Below are 14,474 nucleotides of genomic sequence, written 5' to 3'. Positions count from 1 at the left end.
AGCCCAGGTCGGCGTCGCTGATGCGCGGCCCGCCGGGCAGCCCGCCCGCCGCGCGCGCGCCGCCCGTGGGGCGCAGGGACAAGGGCAGCAGGCCGCGCGAACGCAGGATCTGGCGCGCATTGCGTTCGGTGTCCGCGTCTATCAGGCCTCGTTCGATTTTGCCGGCTTCGTCGGCGGCTTCGTACTGGTAGCTTGGCATGCCGGCTTCCCTCTGGCGTTGACGTGACCTAGGCCGCGCGCGTGACGCGGGCCAGTTCCTCGTTCGTCGTGACGCCCTGCGCGACCCAGCGCATGCCGTCCTGGTGCAGGCTGCGCATGCCGCCGCGCCGGGCGGCATCGCGCAAAGCCTGTTCGTTGGCGCCCTCGTGGATCAGCCCGCGCGCCTCATCGTCCAGGGTGAACAGCTCGTGGATGCCGGTGCGGCCGCTATAGCCGGTATGGCCGCATGCGGCGCAGCCGCCGGGCCGCCATCCGGCCGTGCCGTCCGCCTGCGGGATCCTGCAATGCGCGCACAGCTTTCTGATCAGGCGCTGCGCCAGCACCCCCTGCAGCGTGGAGGCCAGCAGAAAAGGCTCCATGCCCATGTCCACCAGGCGGGTCACGGCCGAGACCGCGTCGTTGGTGTGCAGCGTGGCCAGCACCAGGTGGCCGGTCAGCGAGGCCTGGACCGCGATCTGCGCCGTCTCGAGGTCGCGGATCTCGCCGATCATGATGACGTCGGGATCCTGGCGCAGGATGGCGCGCAGGGCGGCGGCGAAGGTCAGGTCGATGCGGGCGTTCACCTGGGTCTGCCCGATGCCGGGCAGATCGTATTCGATGGGATCCTCCACGGTCAGGATATTGGTGGTCGAGGCGTCCAGGCGCCCCAGCGCCGCATACAGCGTCGTGCTCTTGCCACTGCCGGTCGGGCCGGTGACCAGCACGATGCCGTGGGGCCGGTGGATCAGGCCGTCCAGCCGTTCCAGGACGTCGGGCGCCATGCCCAGCCGCTCCAGCTCCAGGCGGCCCGCTTCTTTCTCCAGGAGGCGGAGCACGGCTCTTTCGCCATGCCCGGTGGGCAGCGTGGAGACGCGCACGTCGATGGGACGGCCGCCGACGCGCAGGGCGATCCGACCGTCCTGCGGAAGCCGTTTCTCGGCGATGTCCATGCCGGCCATGATCTTGATGCGGGAAATCAGGGCGTTGTGCAGGGCACGGCGCGGGCTGACGATGTCGCGCAGCGTGCCGTCCACCCGGTAGCGCACCACGGAATGCGTTTCGAAGGCCTCCAGGTGGATGTCGCTGGCGCCGTCCCTGACGGCCTGGGTGAACAGCGCGTTGATCATCCGGATGACCGGCGCATCGTCGTGGGCTTCGAGCAGGTCCTCGATTTCCGGAATGTCCTGCATCAGCCTGTCCAGATCGATTTCGTTGGCCGCCGCATCCACGACCGCGGCGGCGTCGCCGGTTTGCGCATAGGCGGCGGCCAGCAGCGTGTCGAGCTCGGAATCGGAGACCTGGCGCATGGGCAGGTCCCCATGGCGGCGCCGTATTTCCTCCAGCGCCCAGGAGGGCGTGCGCGCCGAGACCGTCAGCGTCGCGCCCGCGGGCCCGGACTGGATCAGGGCCCGCTGGGCTCGCGCCCAGGCATAAGGCAACCGCATGCTCATAGCCGCTCAGAGGGACCGGGCTTGGCCGGCTTGGGCGGCGCCTTGCCGGACCCGGGCGGCGCCGGATCGGGCAGCGGCTGCGCGTCCGCGGGGTCGCGCAGGTCGAGCAGGCCGGACGAGGGGTTGCGTTCGAAGGCGGGCAGGGGCGGCAGGCCGGATTCCGGCGAGAACCAGGTGGACCGGGCCGGCAGCTGGGACTGCGCCGTCCGCATGTAGTTGTAGCGGTCCAGGGTGACGCTGGCGCCGTCCCGCGCATTGCGCACGATGTGCGGACGCAGGAACACCATCAGGTTCGTCTTGGAGTGACTGCGCCGATCGTAGCGGAAGAGATTGCCCACCACCGGGATGTCCCCGAGCAGGGGCACCGAACGCGTGCCGTCGGAGATGACGTCTTCGAGCAGCCCGCCCAGCACGATGATCTGGCCGTCGTCGACCAGGACATTGGTTTCCATGGCGCGCTTGCGCGTGACGGTCCCGGTTTCCTTCGTGGACAAGGCATTATCGACGGTGCTGACTTCTTGATAAAGCGCGAGCTTGACCGTGCCCCCTTCGGAAATCTGCGGACGGATGCGCAAGGTCAGGCCGACGTCCTCGCGGGTGATCGTCTGGAAGGGATTGCTGGCGCCGTCGCCGGAAGTCGTGTATCGCCCCGTCACGAAGGGCATCGTCCGCCCGACGACGATGCTGGCTTCTTCGTTGTCCAGGGTCATCAGGTTGGGGGTGGACAGCACGTTGGCGCCGCTCGTCGACTGCAGGGCGCGCGCCAGCACGCCCAGGTTGATCACCTGGTTGCCCAGGATGTTGACCGTGCCCTTGACCACGCCCAGGCTCAGGCCCTGGCCCAGCGCATCGATGGTGGTCTTACCATCGAAATTGATCCCCGTTCCCGCCAGATTGGCGCCGCCGATGAAGGAAGAGCCGCCGCCGGAAATGTCGTTGCCGCCCAGCATCCACTGGATGCCGAACTCCGCCGCGTTCTCGGCGCTCACTTCGACGATCAGGCTTTCGACCAGCACCTGCGCGCGGCGCTGGTCCAGTTGATCGATGACTTCGCGCAGGCTGCGGTACAAGGGATCGGGCGCGGAAATGATGAGCGTGTTGGTGGACGGGTCCGCCTGGATCGTCGCGCCGCCCGCCGAGAACGAGACCGTCCGCATCGAGCCGCGGTCGGATCCGCCCAGCGTCGCCGAAGCGCCGCCCGTCGGCGTCCGGCGCGAGGCGCCCGCGGACGACGCCGTGGAGGTCGTTGCGGCCGAACCCGGCATGCCGCCCGCCAGGGCGCCGCCGCTGGTGGCGCCCGCGAGATTGAGCCCATCCTGGCCCAGGGCGGCGCCGCCGCCGTCGGATGCCTGGCTTCCGCCCTGGGACCCGCCCAAGGCGCCGCGCAGCACTTCGGCCAGGCGGGTCGCCTGGGCATTGCGCAGGTAGACCACGTGCAGATTGCCCGCCCGGCTTTCGGGGTTGTCGATGCGCCGGATCAGGTCGCGGGCCAGCTGCAGCCTGTCGGGGCTGCTGGCCCGCAGTAAGACGGAATTGCTGCGGGGGTCGGCCACGACGACGGTGTGCTGGGTGGCGTCGCCGCCGGCGCGGCCGTCCAGCAGCTGCGCCGCCAGCGCGGCGACGTCCAGCGCCACTCCGTAGCGGATGGGTACGACGTCGGTGCTGGTCGAGTCCGGCGTGTCGATGCCGGCGATGACCTCGGCGATGCGGTCCAGGTTGTCCGCGTAGTCGGTGATGACCAGCGTGTTGTTGCCGGCATAGGCGTTGATGGTGTTGTTGGGTGCGATCATGGGCCGCAATATCGGCACCAGATTGGCGGCGTTCTCATAGCGCAGCTGGAAGACCCGGGTGATGAGCTCGCCGCCGTGCGCGCCCGCGGACGCGCCGCCGCTGCGCACCGGCGTGCCCTGCAGCTTGGCGTCCGCCTCCGGCACCACCCGGCTGACGCCGTCGACGTCGACGACCGCATAGCCCTGCATGCGCAAGGCGCCGAGCAGCATGGAATAGGCGGTATCGGGGTCCACGGGCGCTTCCGAGACCAAGGTCAGCTGGCCGCGGACGCGCGGGTCCACCACGAAGTTGCGGCCGGTGAATCGGGCCAGCGCGCGCAGCACGCCTTGCAGGTCGGCTTCCACGAAATTCAGCATGGTGGCGCCGCCCGCCGCCTTGCGCGAGTCGGCGGAATCCCGCGCGGGGCCGTCCCGGTCGTCGGCGCGGCGGGGAATGGGGCGCGCCCGCGGGGTGGTTTCACGCACCGGAGCCGCCGTGCCGCCGGGGCCTTCCTGCCGCCATCCCTGTCCGGTAGACGTGTGGACCACCAGCTGCGATCCGCCGCCGTCGGCGTTCGGCCCGGCGGGCGCGGCGCAGCCCGCCACGGCCAGGCACAGCGTCAATGCCGGCAATGCCGGGCGGAGTCGATGGCGATGGTTCACTGTGGTGCGAAGCTTGTTCATGACGATATCGTTGAGCCTGTGGTTCTTGCCGCGTCAATGGAAACGCAGCAGTGTCTGGTTGTTGCGGCGCGGGCCCAGGGCGGCGAGCAGATCGCGCAACGCCGCGTGGATCTCGGGCTTGGCCGCGGGGTCGGCCTGCGCCGTTCCCTCGAAGCTGAAGCGCCTTCCGCCTTCGAGCGCGCCGGCGCCGGCCAGCATCAAAGGGCCGTTCCTGGTGCTGAGCGCCACGTCTATCCTGTCTCCGGCGCCCTGCTTCAGGGACAGTTCATAGTCGCCCAGCGGCCGTATCGGCGTCAGCGCCGATACGGCGTTGCGCCATTGGGCGTCCAGCAGCGCCGTGCCGGGCGGCCGGGCGCGGCCGATGAAGACGGCCGGCCATCTGACCGACAGTTCGCCGCCGGGATCGACGGCGGCGATGCGGGCGTCGAGTGTGCCCAGGGCGGTTGCGGGCAGGCGCAGGGTCTGGGCCGACACGCCGATTTCCGCCCAGCCGGCGCTCAGGATGAGGGGACCGCCCAGCCAGGGATGGGCGATGTGCAGCTTCGGGCCGCCGAGCAGCGTCCAGCGCCAGCCGAGCGCGTCGGGCAGGCTGCGCCGCCGGCCGGGCGGGCCGAGCGCGATCGTGGCGCTGCCCGACCATAGGGTTCCGCTCGCGTCGACGACGGCCATGGGCCAGGACGCCGGCACCGCGGCCATGATCCATCTGGCGGGCAGCACCGCCAGCGCGGCGCCGCAAGCGATCAGGACGAGGAGGGCGGCGAGCAGCACGGGGCGCTTCTTCATGGCGAGCCCTCCGCGGGCGGGCCGACGACGATGCGCCCGGACACATGTCCGGGCCGGTCGCGGCCGTCCATGGATGCGCGGCGCAGCTCCACGGCGTGCACGCGCAGCCGCAGCAGATAGGGCAGGCCCGACAGCCATTCCATCGCGCGTTCCGCATCGGCGCCGGACAGAAGGATTTCCCATTGCCGGGGCGAACCGCTTTCCGGCCCGCTGATTTCATTCAGGGTGGCGGACGCCTCCAGGCCCGCGCGCCGCAAGCCGGCGCCCAGGGCCTCGGCCAGTTCGTCGGCGTCGAGCCGGCCGGACCGCCGATGCGCCAGCGCCTGGGCCTCCAGGATCAGGGCGTCGACCTGCGCCGCGTCGGCACGCAGGCGCGGCAGGCGTTCGCGGACCTGTTCGATGTCGCGCAGCGCGGGTTTCAAGCCCGCCGCCCATGCCAGGGCGAGCCCGACCGCCAGGGCGGCCGCGCGCAGCAGCAGGCGCTCCCGGGACGTGCGTTCGGCCCACCATGCCCGCGTCTGCCTGTTCAGCCTTGCAAGCTGCTGCCGCCAGGGCGCCGGGCTGCCGGCGGCGGGAGCGGAAGAGGGCCGGGTCATGAGCGCGCCTCGCGCTTGGCCGGGGCGCCGGCGCGCCGGACATGCCAGGTGTGGGCGGCGTCGCGGTCTTTCTCCAGCGTCAGCGACTGCACGGCGGCCGCCTGCTGCAGGGCGGCCTCATTGGCGGGCGGGGCATAGCCTTCCGCCAGCACCAGGGTCAGCTCGCCGTTTTCATAATGCAGCGAGGCCACATGGCCTTCCGCAAAGCCCAGCACTTTGGCCGCGCCGGCGGCCAGCGGCATGAAATCGTCGTCGGCCGCGGTTCCGCCGGCCAGCCGCAGCAGGTCGCGCTGGCCGCGCGCCTGCTTGACCGGATCGATGATCACCGGAAGGCTGGGGAAGGCCCGGCGCACCGCCTGTTCCATGGCCGCTTCCAGCGCCTGCGCCTCGTTGCGCAACTGAGCGGCATGCAGGTTCAGGCCCAGCAGCCAGAGCAGGGCGGCGGCGCCGGCCCACCAGGCGGCCGTGCGCCAGCGATTGGCCGTGGAGGCGGGGCGCCATTCGGGGCGGGCGAGCGACCAGCGTGGCAGCGGCGCCTGCCAGCGCGCATCCGCGGGCAGGGACAGCGGATCCGCGGGATGGGGATCGCCTGCCGGAATGGCGAGCGAAAACGGCACGATGGCCGACAGCCTGAGGCCGGCTTCGCCGAGCAGGCGCCAGGCCCGCAGCAAGGCTTTGCGCTCGGCCCAGGCCACTGTGACCCTGCCCTCCGGCGAGCGCGGCCCATGCGCGACGCAGAGATCGGCGACATCGCTCAATGCCATGGGTTCGATGCGCGCCTGCACGGCGGCATCCAGCCGGCCGGCGGGCAAAGGCGGCAGGTCGATGTCGACGACGATGGCGTCCCCGGGGTGCAGGATGGCCTGGATCTCGGCCGGGGGCAGGGCGCCCGCGAGCTCGTTCAAGGGCAGCGTGCCGCTGCGCAGCAGGCGTCCGCTCCGGTCGAACAGGGCAAAAGCCATTTCGGATTCTTCCGCGATGCGGGCGAGAGGGGGCAGGGCGAGGCGCAGCCGGTTCTTCATGTCAGCCCTCTATCCACTGTATGGTGGGCGGCCGGTCGCCATCCCGGTGCAACAGCGCCCGCATGCCGACGGCGGCATGGTCCAGGGCGACTTCGCCGGTTACCTTGAACCAGTCGCTGCTGACGGCCACGGGATAGGCGGGCTCCAGCTCGGCGTCGCCCAGGCGATTGATGAAATCGGCCCGGCTGTTGAACCACTGGCCCCGGTCGCGCCTTTCGGTCAGCGCGCGCGCGCGCGCCAGGTCCAGGCCCCGGATGCCGGCGCTCAGCACTTCGGCGCTGACGGTGTTGACGTTGACGGCGGTCCGCTGGGGCAGAATGGCCACGTAGCCCGCAAGCGTGGCGGCCATGTCCAGTGTCATGCCTTCCACGCCCAGGAGGTCGGCGGTGCTGCGCAGGGCGGGCGCCTGCTGCGCGGACGGCCCGCCCTGGCCTTCGGCCACGCGCTGCGCCACGGCCGCCGCGAGCGAGGCCGGCATCCCCAGCGCCGCCATCAGGCGTTCCAGGACGGCGAGTTCTTCCGGCTGGACGGCGCCTTCGAGCGCCAGGCGCGCAAGGTTGTATTTACCCTGTTCGTCTTCGATCTGCCCGGAAAAATAAGCTTTGCGGTCCTGTCCGGGCGGGCTGATCTCCAGGCCCGCGATGGGCTGGGCCCAAATCGCGTCCTTCAGCGTCACGCGGTTGTTGCGCGCATCGCTTTGCAGAATGACGCGCGCCCAATCCAGCCCGCCGCGCAGCAGCCACTTCGCCTGCGTGCGGTCGCGCTCTCCGGCGAGGGTCTCGGCCAGCAGCGACTGGCGCTCGACGATGGACGCGGCCGCGACCGAAGCCAGCGCCACGACGACCAGCGCGCCGATCACCGCCATGCCTTGCTGGCGAAGGCGCCCGGCCGGGGCGCACGCATGCCTGTGCCGCGTCATGGCAGCAGCACCACTTTTCGGTAGGCCTCGTCGACGCCGCCCTGGCGGCGTTCGATGACGATTTCCAGGCCGGTGGCGGCAAGGCGGGTTTCGGCCGAATTCGGGGACGACCATCCCAGCCCTGGAATCCAGGCCCTGACCTTGAAGCCCTGGACTCGCTCCAGCACGACGTCGCCCGGCCCGGGCTGCGGCAGCGGCAGCACGCGGGCCGCGGGGCCGACCGCCCGGCGCAGCGTATCGCCCGCCTTGACCCAGGCGACTTGCTGCCAGGCGCCGTCGTTGGCGGAACGCACGATGGTGAGCAAGGGCTCCGCCCAGAGTATGCCCGCGGGCAGCACGGCGTTCTTGGCCGGCGGCGCGGCGGACTCGGCGGCGGCGGGCAGGACGCCGGAACCGGCGTGCCGGCTGAGGTCGCTTTCGATCTGGCCCAGCACGCGCACCAGGGCCAGGGTGTCGTCGGCGGCGGCGTTCAGCCGCTCGCTGGAGCGCGCAGTGACGTCCAGCGCCTGCCATGACAGGATGCTGAGCAAGGCCATCAGGGCCAGTGCGACCAGCACCTCCACCAGGGTGAAACCCCGTTGTCCGGGAAATGCGCTCGTCATGGCAAAGACGACAGCAAGCCGTTCAGCTCGGCCAGCACCGGGCCTTGCGCCAGGCGCGCCCGCACGGTGGCCAGGCGGAAGTTGCCGTTGACGGTGGTTTGGAATTCCTGCTCGCACACCAGGGCGAGCGGCCCCTGGGGGCAGGGCTCGACCTGGCGTCCCGGGTTGGGGAAGGCGCGCAGCAGGCGGAGCTCGGCCAGGCGGTTCTCGGCGGCCTGCAGCGCCAGGCTGCGCTGCTGCATGGCCTGGGCGCCGCCGGCGCTGACGCCCAGCGCCCGCAAGGTCGCCGCCAGGGCGATGGCGACGATGGCCAGCGCCACCAGGATCTCCAGCAGGGTGAACCCGCCTTGCGGCTGCGCCGGCATCATGGCAGGACCTCGTAGTGGCCGTTGCCCGAGCGCCGGATGCGCACCGTGTTGAACCCGTCTTGCAGTTCGATCATGGACGGGCCGGATATCCATTCCGTATTGAAGACGTTGGCGGCCGGAGGGTGGACGCCGACCTGGACGGCGCGCTCGCTGGTCCAGGGGCGCGGTCGCAGCGAGCCGGCCTTCGTGATGTCGGGCGTGGAGGGCCGGGCGGATCGGTCGAGCACGCCCACGGGCAGCAGGCGGTGCCGCGGCGCACGCGCGAAGCGGTAGCCGTGGCTGTCGTATTCCCATACGACGGGCGTGCCGCCCTGGCGGGCTTCGGCTTGCGCCAGGGCGAACAGCTGCGCCAGCCGTTCGGCGTCCTGGCGCAGGGCGCGGGCATCGCCGTCGGAAAACGCGGTGACGCCGGCAAGCCCGGTGGCGATTCCGACGATGGTCAGGACGATCAGCACTTCCAGCAGCGAGAAGCCCCGCTGCGAAAGAACGCTATCGGGACCAGGAGCCGATATCGGCATCGTTCCCCTCGCCTCCCGCGCGCCCGTCGGCGCCCAGTGAAAATACGTCGATTTCCCCATGCACGCCGGGATTCAGGTATTGATAAGGCGTGCCCCATGGATCGTTGGGCAAATGGTCCATGTAGCTGCGGCCCTTGGGCCCGCCGGCCGCCGCTTCCCCGGTCAGGACCCGCAGGCCTTGTTCCGTGGTGGGGTAGCGGCCGTTGTCCAGGCGATACAGCTTGAGCGCCTGCATGATCGCGCCGATGTCCTGGCGGGCCGCCACGGCGCGGGCCTGGTCGGGCCGGTCCATGATGTTCGGCACGATGAGGGCGGCCATGATGCCCATGATGACCACGACCACCATGATCTCGATCAAGGAGAAGCCTAGCTGCCGGGCATGCGGGCCGGGCAGGGGGATGCGTTGGGAAGGGCGAATCATCGGGAGCGCTGCGTAGAAGGGGAATTTGTCATTTCTGGCGCGAAATTGTTAAGTTTATAAATGACAATGGTAAGCGGGTCAATTGCCGCGCATTATACTGACGCACGAAACGGAGGCGGCATGAACGCAAGAAGACATCTATGGGCGCTGCCGCGCATCGACGGGCCGGCGCTGCTGCGCGGCGCGGCGATGCTGGCGCTGGCGGTCGGGGCGGGAGTGTGGGGCGCATTGCTGCTCGCGCCCAAGCCGGCCGCGCCGCCGCCGGCGCTGGAGGCGCCCGCCGCAACGGGGCAGGACACCGCTGCGGTTGCGCGCTGGTTCGGCGGCGGCGCGCTGCGCGTGCGGGTGGCGGTGGCCGGCCTGATCGCCTCCGACGACGGGCGCGGCGCGGCCCTGCTGGCGATCAATGGCGGCAAGCCGCAGGCCTATCGCGTCGGCCAGGCCCTGGCGCCGGGGGTGACCCTGGCCGCCGTGGCCGCGGACGGGGTCTCCATCGATCAGGACGGCGTCATTGAAAAAGTGGCGGTGCCGGTCCGGCCGGAAAACGCGGTCCAGGGCTTTCTGCCCGTTTCCGGCGCCAAGGCACGGCCCTGATGCTTGCGGTTTCCGGCATGTGGACGCCATGGAACGTCGGGCCGGCAGGCGCCGTGCTGGGCGCGCTGGCGCTGGCCCTGGCATTGGCGGCGGCGCTGGCCCGGGCGGCTTTCCAACTGCCGCGCAGCATCGACCCGGATCTTCCGCATGAGGCGTCGGCACTGCACCGCCGCCTGCGCGCCGGCTTTTGGGCCGCGGCGCCGGCCGTGGCCGCGCTGTGCGTCTGGCGCTACGGGCCGACGGCGGCCGCGGCCGCCGCCATCCTCTATGCCATGGTGCTGGCGGCGCTCGCCTGGATAGACGCCGAAACCGGGCTGCTGCCCGACGCTCTGACCCAGCCTCTGCTGTGGCTGGGCCTGCTGGTCAATTTGAACGGCGCGTTCACGCCGTTGCCCGACGCCGTCCTGGGCGCGGTGGCGGGCTATCTGCTGCTCTGGTCGGTGGCGCGCGCCTATCTGCTGGCGGCCGGCCGCCCGGGCATGGGCGACGGGGACTTCAAGCTGCTGGCCGCGCTGGGAGCCTGGCTGGGTTGGGCCGGCCTGCCTTCGGTGCTGCTGCTGTCGTCGGGCCTGGCCCTGGCGGTGGCGCTGGCCATGCGCCTGCTGGGGCGGCTGGAGCCCGGCCAGGCCTTGCGCTACGGCCCGTATCTCGCCGGCGCGGGCATCTGGGCCCTGTTGCGCCTGTAGCTCGGGGCGGGGTGGCGCCGCCGCCCCGGAACGCCTTCTATCCAATCACTGCTCAAAGAAGCCGGTCCAGCGTGATGGGCAGCTCGCGGATGCGTTTTCCGGTCGCATGGTGGACGGCGTTGGCGATGGCGGCGGCGGTGCCCACGATGCCGATTTCGCCCACGCCCTTGACGCCGAGCGGGCTCGTTTCCGCGTCCGGCTCATCCACGAATATCACTTCGATGTCGTTGATGTCGGCATGGCAGGGAATGTGATATTCGGCGAGGCTGTGGTTCATGATCCGGCCGAGGCGGTGGTCGAACATGCTTTGTTCCTGCAGCGCCATGCCTATGCCCATGACCGCGCCGCCCAGTATCTGGCTGCGGGCGGTCTTGGGATTGATGATGCGGCCCGCCGCAACGGCGAGCGTCAGGCGGGTGACGCGCGGGACGCCCAGCTCCTCGTCCACCCGGACCTCGGCGAATACCGCGGAATGGGTGTTCTTGGCCTTGGCGCCGACGCCGTCCTTCGATGGATCCACCGCCGCCTCGCACTGCAATGAAGATTCGCCCGACAGCGCCACGATGTCGCCTAGGGCCATGGAGCGCGAGGGATCGCCGGCCAGGCGCAGGCGCCCGTCGCGGAACTCCATCTCGTCGAAGCGCGCGGCGCCCAGAGGATGGTCCTTCGATTGCGTGAGTATCTCGAAGAGCCGCCGGGCCAGGCCGTTGCAGGCCCTGCTGACCGCGGCGCCCACCGAGGCCGCCATGCTGGAGCCGCCTTCCAGCGCGGTGGCGGGCAGGCTGGAATCGCCGAGGAACACCCGCACGCGCTCCAGGGGCAGGCCGAGCGCGCCCGCGGCGATCTGCGCCATGATGGTGCAGGTGCCGGTGCCTATGTCCGACGCGGCCGAAGCGATCGCGAGCATGCCGTCCCGGTCCAGCGTCGCGCGGGCGCTTGCCGGCAGCATCAGTGCGTCCCAGATTCCCGTCGCCATGCCCCAGCCGACGAGTTCCCTGCCTGCGCGCATCGAGCGCGGCTCATGGCTGCGCTTGTGCCAGCCGAAGCGGGTCGCGCCTTCGCGGTAGGCGGCCATCAAGGCCTTGCTGGTGTAGGGCAGGGCACTCAGCCCGTGCGTATCGGAATAATTGATCAGGCGCAGCGCGAGCGGGTCCACCCCGCGCGCATAGGCGAGCTCGTCCATGGCGATCTCGAACAGATTCATGCCGGTGGCCGCGCCCGGGGCGCGCATGTTGCCCGGCGTGGGCGTGTCGAGGGCGGCCACGGCATAGTCCAGCCGCAGGTTGGGGCAGGGATGGGCCGCGGGGCCCCAGCCGACGACGTTCTCGGTATAGGTCTCGACGCGCGAAGTGCTGGTGGTGGCCCGCAAGGCGATGGCGCTCAGCCTGGATTCCGCATCGCAGGCCAGGATGATGTCCTCGATGCAGGCTGGGCGGTGCACGTGGGTGAACATCTGCCGGCGCGTCAGCATGACGCGCACGGAACGCCGCAGCATGACGGCGGCCAGCATGGCCAGGTAGGCCTGGTAGGCGGGCCGCAAGCCGGAACCGAAGGCGCCGCCCACATAAGGATTGATCACCCTCAGCGTCCCGGCGGCATGGCCGAAGGCCTGCGCCAATTGGTCGCGCGCGTTCTGCGAACCCTGGTTCTTGTCGTAGACCGTGACGGAGCCGTCCCCATGCCATTCGACGGTCGTCGCGTGCATTTCGATGGGGTGGTGATGCTCCATCGCCAGCCGATAGCGCTGCTCGACCACTGCCGCCGCTGCCGCACGGGCCGCCTCGACGTCGCCCCTGGTCACGTTGCGCCTCTTCTTTTGCTCGGGCGTGCGGCGCTCGGCCAGCGCCGCGTCGAGCCGGGTATTGTGGCTCGCGCTTTCATAGCGCGTCGTGACCAGCATGGCGCCACGGCGCGCCGCTTCGAAGCTCGTGCCCACCACCAGCGCGATGGGCTGGTCGGCAAAGGCGATGTCCGCATTGCGCAGCACGCGAAAAGGCGGCTTGGCGCTGTCGGCGGAGCCGCCGTCCCGCATGTCGAACCACGGGACATGAGGGCGGTTTTCATGGGTAAGGACTTCGACCACTCCATCGATCCGCCGCGCCTGCGACGCGTCGATGGAAACGATGCGGCCACGGGTGATCTCGGCGCCGACCGCGACGCCATACAGCAGGCCGCGCGCCGGGTGCTCGCCCGCGTAAACGGCGCGCCCGGTGACCTTTGCCATGCCGTCGACGCGGTCGAGCGCCGCGCCGATGCCGGGTTGATCCATCATGTTCGTCTCCTTGGCGCCGAGGCCTTATGCGATCCGTTTGTCGGTCTGGGACTGGGGCGTGCCGTGCGCGGCTTGCGTCAACGCGCGCACGATGGCGCGCCGGGCCAGAACGATCTTGAAATCATTGTCTCCCTGGCCTTGGGCGCCCTCCAGCAAGACCGACGCGAATGCGGTGAATGTTTCCGGGTTCGCCGGCGCGCCGGCGAGCGCCTGCTCGGCATCGGGCCTGCGCCAGGGCTTGTGGGCCACTCCGCCCAGCGCAACGCGCGCCGCCGCGATGCGGCCGCCTTCCATGCGGAGGGCCGCCGCCACCGAAACCAGGGCGAAAGCGTAGGCCGCCCGGTCGCGGATCTTCAGATAGCTGTGGTGCCGGCTGAATCCTTCCGGCGGGAGCTCGACCCCGGTGATCAATTCACCGGGCGCCAGGTTGTTGTCCAGTTGCGGGGTGTCGCCGGGCAGGCGGTGGAAGTCGGCGAACGCCATGCTGCGCGGGCCGCCCGGGCCGAGCACGTGGACCCTGGCTTCGAGCGCCGCCAGGGCGACGCACATGTCCGACGGGTGGGTGGCGATGCATTGGGCGCTCGCGCCCAATATGGCGTGGATGCGCGTGACCCCGCCCACGGCGCCGCAGCCCGAACCCGGCCGCCGCTTGTTGCAGGGCGTAGCGACATCGTAGAAATAGTAGCAGCGCGTGCGCTGCATCAGGTTTCCGCCCGTGGTGGCCATATTGCGCAGTTGCGGGCTGGCTCCCGCCAGCAGGGCGCTGCACAGCAGCGGGTAGCGCGCCCGCAACCGCGCATCGGCGGCCAGGTCGGCGTTGCGCACCAGGGCCCCGATGCGCAAGCCGCCGCCGGGCGTTTCTTCGATGCGATCCAGGGGCAGGCCGTTGATGTCGATCAGCCGCCGGGGCCGCTCGACGTTCTCTTTCATGAGATCCAGCAGATTCGTGCCTCCGGCGATGAAGCGCGCACCCTCGGCGGCGCCCTCGCGCACGGCCTGGTCCAGGTCGGCGGCGCGGACATATGAAAACGGATTCATGCGAGCCCCCGCTGCCGCAGCACCTGCAAAATGGCATCCACGATGTTGCCGTATGCGCCGCAGCGGCACAGATTGCCGCTCATGAACTCCCGGATCACCCGGCGCAGCTCGGCCTCGGACTCGGCCTCGCGGCTCCGTTGGGCGTTCGCGTGGCCTTCGGCAAGGAATCCGACGGCCGAGCAGAGCTGCCCGGGCGTACAGTAGCCGCATTGGAAAGCATCGTGCTCCACGAAAGCCCGCTGCAGGTCGAGCAGGGCGCCGCCGTCGGCCAAACCTTCTATGGTCGTGACGGAGCGGCCTTCCTGCATGACGGCAAGCGTCAGGCAGGCATTGATGCGGCGTCCGTCCACCAGCACGGTGCAGGCGCCGCACTGGCCGTGATCGCAGCCCTTCTTGGTGCCCGTCAGCAGCAGGCGTTCGCGCAGCACGTCCAGCAGCGTCGCGTCGGCGCCCACCGACAGCGTCCGTGCCCGGCCGTTCACGAAAAAATTCAGCGGCAACGAATCCATGCGGCCTCCTTGGGCATGCGGTCTCGCCCGTCTCCGGCGGTGTC

General features: G+C 70.5%; 15 protein-coding genes and 1 pseudogene. 2 read left to right on the top strand and 14 right to left on the bottom strand.

From position 1 onward, the window contains the following. The 11 genes and pseudogenes from H0A72_RS22220 to gspG all read right to left on the bottom strand — a co-directional run. Window positions 1-199: pseudogene (locus H0A72_RS22220) on the bottom strand (type II secretion system inner membrane protein GspF); the annotation flags it as partial. Window positions 200-227: 28 nt separating this feature from the next. Continuing rightward, entirely contained in the window at window positions 228-1,649 is a 1,422-nt protein-coding gene (gene gspE, locus H0A72_RS14970) for a type II secretion system ATPase GspE (RefSeq protein ID WP_180156720.1), read from the bottom strand. Beyond that, complete coding sequence (gene gspD, locus H0A72_RS14965; protein WP_180156718.1) at window positions 1,646-4,102, bottom strand: type II secretion system secretin GspD; 2,457 nt, start codon at window positions 4,100-4,102, stop codon at window positions 1,646-1,648. The genes gspE and gspD overlap by 4 nt, the downstream gene beginning before the upstream one ends. Before the next feature lie 33 nt (window positions 4,103-4,135). After that, the gene (gspN, locus tag H0A72_RS14960; protein WP_180156716.1) at window positions 4,136-4,885 is read right to left on the bottom strand and encodes a type II secretion system protein N; all 750 of its coding nucleotides are present in this window, start codon (window positions 4,883-4,885) and stop codon (window positions 4,136-4,138) included. Then, window positions 4,882-5,481 carry a type II secretion system protein GspM gene (gene gspM, locus H0A72_RS14955; protein WP_180156714.1) on the bottom strand — a complete coding sequence of 200 codons (600 nt, stop codon included), beginning with the start codon at window positions 5,479-5,481 and terminating at the stop codon, window positions 4,882-4,884. Before gspM ends, gspN begins: the two co-directional genes overlap by 4 nt. Beyond that, entirely contained in the window at window positions 5,478-6,503 is a 1,026-nt protein-coding gene (gene gspL, locus H0A72_RS14950) for a type II secretion system protein GspL (protein WP_180156712.1), read from the bottom strand. Before gspL ends, gspM begins: the two co-directional genes overlap by 4 nt. Before the next feature lies 1 nt (window position 6,504). Continuing rightward, window positions 6,505-7,422, bottom strand: a complete 918-nt coding sequence (gene gspK, locus H0A72_RS14945; RefSeq protein WP_180156710.1) for a type II secretion system minor pseudopilin GspK — start codon at window positions 7,420-7,422, stop codon at window positions 6,505-6,507. Continuing rightward, a complete protein-coding gene (locus H0A72_RS14940) occupies window positions 7,419-8,024 on the bottom strand; it encodes a PulJ/GspJ family protein (protein ID WP_180156709.1) in 606 nt (201 codons plus the stop codon). The genes gspK and H0A72_RS14940 overlap by 4 nt, the downstream gene beginning before the upstream one ends. Beyond that, window positions 8,021-8,392 carry a type II secretion system minor pseudopilin GspI gene (gspI, locus tag H0A72_RS14935; protein WP_180156707.1) on the bottom strand — a complete coding sequence of 124 codons (372 nt, stop codon included), beginning with the start codon at window positions 8,390-8,392 and terminating at the stop codon, window positions 8,021-8,023. Before gspI ends, H0A72_RS14940 begins: the two co-directional genes overlap by 4 nt. Further along, the gene (locus H0A72_RS14930; RefSeq protein ID WP_180156705.1) at window positions 8,389-8,910 is read right to left on the bottom strand and encodes a GspH/FimT family pseudopilin; all 522 of its coding nucleotides are present in this window, start codon (window positions 8,908-8,910) and stop codon (window positions 8,389-8,391) included. The genes gspI and H0A72_RS14930 overlap by 4 nt, the downstream gene beginning before the upstream one ends. Next, window positions 8,882-9,331, bottom strand: coding sequence for a type II secretion system major pseudopilin GspG (gene gspG / locus H0A72_RS14925; protein ID WP_180156703.1), 450 nt, complete (start codon window positions 9,329-9,331; stop codon window positions 8,882-8,884). The genes H0A72_RS14930 and gspG overlap by 29 nt, the downstream gene beginning before the upstream one ends. A 120-nt stretch (window positions 9,332-9,451) precedes the next feature. Here gspG and H0A72_RS14920 point away from each other — a divergent pair, with 120 nt between their 5' ends. Both H0A72_RS14920 and H0A72_RS14915 read left to right on the top strand, forming a co-directional pair. Continuing rightward, window positions 9,452-9,925 (top strand): type II secretion system protein N, encoded by a 474-nt coding sequence (locus H0A72_RS14920; RefSeq protein WP_246436816.1) that lies wholly within the window; start codon window positions 9,452-9,454, stop codon window positions 9,923-9,925. Then, window positions 9,925-10,611: a prepilin peptidase gene (locus H0A72_RS14915; RefSeq protein WP_246436815.1), complete on the top strand. Its 687-nt coding sequence runs from the start codon at window positions 9,925-9,927 to the stop codon at window positions 10,609-10,611. Before H0A72_RS14920 ends, H0A72_RS14915 begins: the two co-directional genes overlap by 1 nt. A gap of 52 nt (window positions 10,612-10,663) precedes the next feature. Here the strand turns inward: H0A72_RS14915 and H0A72_RS14910 are convergent, their stop codons facing one another. Genes H0A72_RS14910 through H0A72_RS14900 form a run of 3 tightly spaced genes read right to left on the bottom strand, consistent with a single transcriptional unit; the run spans window position 10,664 to window position 14,430 of the window. Further along, complete coding sequence (locus tag H0A72_RS14910; RefSeq protein WP_180156700.1) at window positions 10,664-12,883, bottom strand: xanthine dehydrogenase family protein molybdopterin-binding subunit; 2,220 nt, start codon at window positions 12,881-12,883, stop codon at window positions 10,664-10,666. Window positions 12,884-12,907: 24 nt separating this feature from the next. Next, a complete protein-coding gene (locus H0A72_RS14905; protein WP_180156698.1) occupies window positions 12,908-13,921 on the bottom strand; it encodes an FAD binding domain-containing protein in 1,014 nt (337 codons plus the stop codon). Further along, on the bottom strand, window positions 13,918-14,430 hold the full coding sequence (locus H0A72_RS14900) for a (2Fe-2S)-binding protein (protein ID WP_180156696.1): 513 nt from the start codon (window positions 14,428-14,430) through the stop codon (window positions 13,918-13,920). Before H0A72_RS14900 ends, H0A72_RS14905 begins: the two co-directional genes overlap by 4 nt. Between the last annotated feature and the right edge of the window lie 44 nt (window positions 14,431-14,474).

Source organism: Parapusillimonas granuli (genome assembly GCF_013416525.1).
Taxonomy (GTDB): Bacteria; Pseudomonadota; Gammaproteobacteria; order Burkholderiales; family Burkholderiaceae_B; genus Parapusillimonas; species Parapusillimonas granuli.
This window is presented reverse-complemented; position numbering and strand designations above follow the sequence as displayed.

Bases quoted from the DNA above. Each gene is read 5' to 3' on its own strand.
- gspE (WP_180156720.1), bottom strand. From the start codon at position 1,649: ATGAGCATGCGGTTGCCTTATGCCTGGGCGCGAGCCCAGCGGGCCCTG.
- gspD (WP_180156718.1), bottom strand. From the start codon at position 4,102: ATGAACAAGCTTCGCACCACAGTGAACCATCGCCATCGACTCCGCCCG.
- gspN (WP_180156716.1), bottom strand. From the start codon at position 4,885: ATGAAGAAGCGCCCCGTGCTGCTCGCCGCCCTCCTCGTCCTGATCGCT.
- gspM (WP_180156714.1), bottom strand. From the start codon at position 5,481: ATGACCCGGCCCTCTTCCGCTCCCGCCGCCGGCAGCCCGGCGCCCTGG.
- gspL (WP_180156712.1), bottom strand. From the start codon at position 6,503: ATGAAGAACCGGCTGCGCCTCGCCCTGCCCCCTCTCGCCCGCATCGCG.
- gspK (WP_180156710.1), bottom strand. From the start codon at position 7,422: ATGACGCGGCACAGGCATGCGTGCGCCCCGGCCGGGCGCCTTCGCCAG.
- H0A72_RS14940 (WP_180156709.1), bottom strand. From the start codon at position 8,024: ATGACGAGCGCATTTCCCGGACAACGGGGTTTCACCCTGGTGGAGGTG.
- gspI (WP_180156707.1), bottom strand. From the start codon at position 8,392: ATGATGCCGGCGCAGCCGCAAGGCGGGTTCACCCTGCTGGAGATCCTG.
- H0A72_RS14930 (WP_180156705.1), bottom strand. From the start codon at position 8,910: ATGCCGATATCGGCTCCTGGTCCCGATAGCGTTCTTTCGCAGCGGGGC.
- gspG (WP_180156703.1), bottom strand. From the start codon at position 9,331: ATGATTCGCCCTTCCCAACGCATCCCCCTGCCCGGCCCGCATGCCCGG.
- H0A72_RS14920 (WP_246436816.1), top strand. From the start codon at position 9,452: ATGAACGCAAGAAGACATCTATGGGCGCTGCCGCGCATCGACGGGCCG.
- H0A72_RS14915 (WP_246436815.1), top strand. From the start codon at position 9,925: ATGCTTGCGGTTTCCGGCATGTGGACGCCATGGAACGTCGGGCCGGCA.
- H0A72_RS14910 (WP_180156700.1), bottom strand. From the start codon at position 12,883: ATGATGGATCAACCCGGCATCGGCGCGGCGCTCGACCGCGTCGACGGC.
- H0A72_RS14905 (WP_180156698.1), bottom strand. From the start codon at position 13,921: ATGAATCCGTTTTCATATGTCCGCGCCGCCGACCTGGACCAGGCCGTG.
- H0A72_RS14900 (WP_180156696.1), bottom strand. From the start codon at position 14,430: ATGGATTCGTTGCCGCTGAATTTTTTCGTGAACGGCCGGGCACGGACG.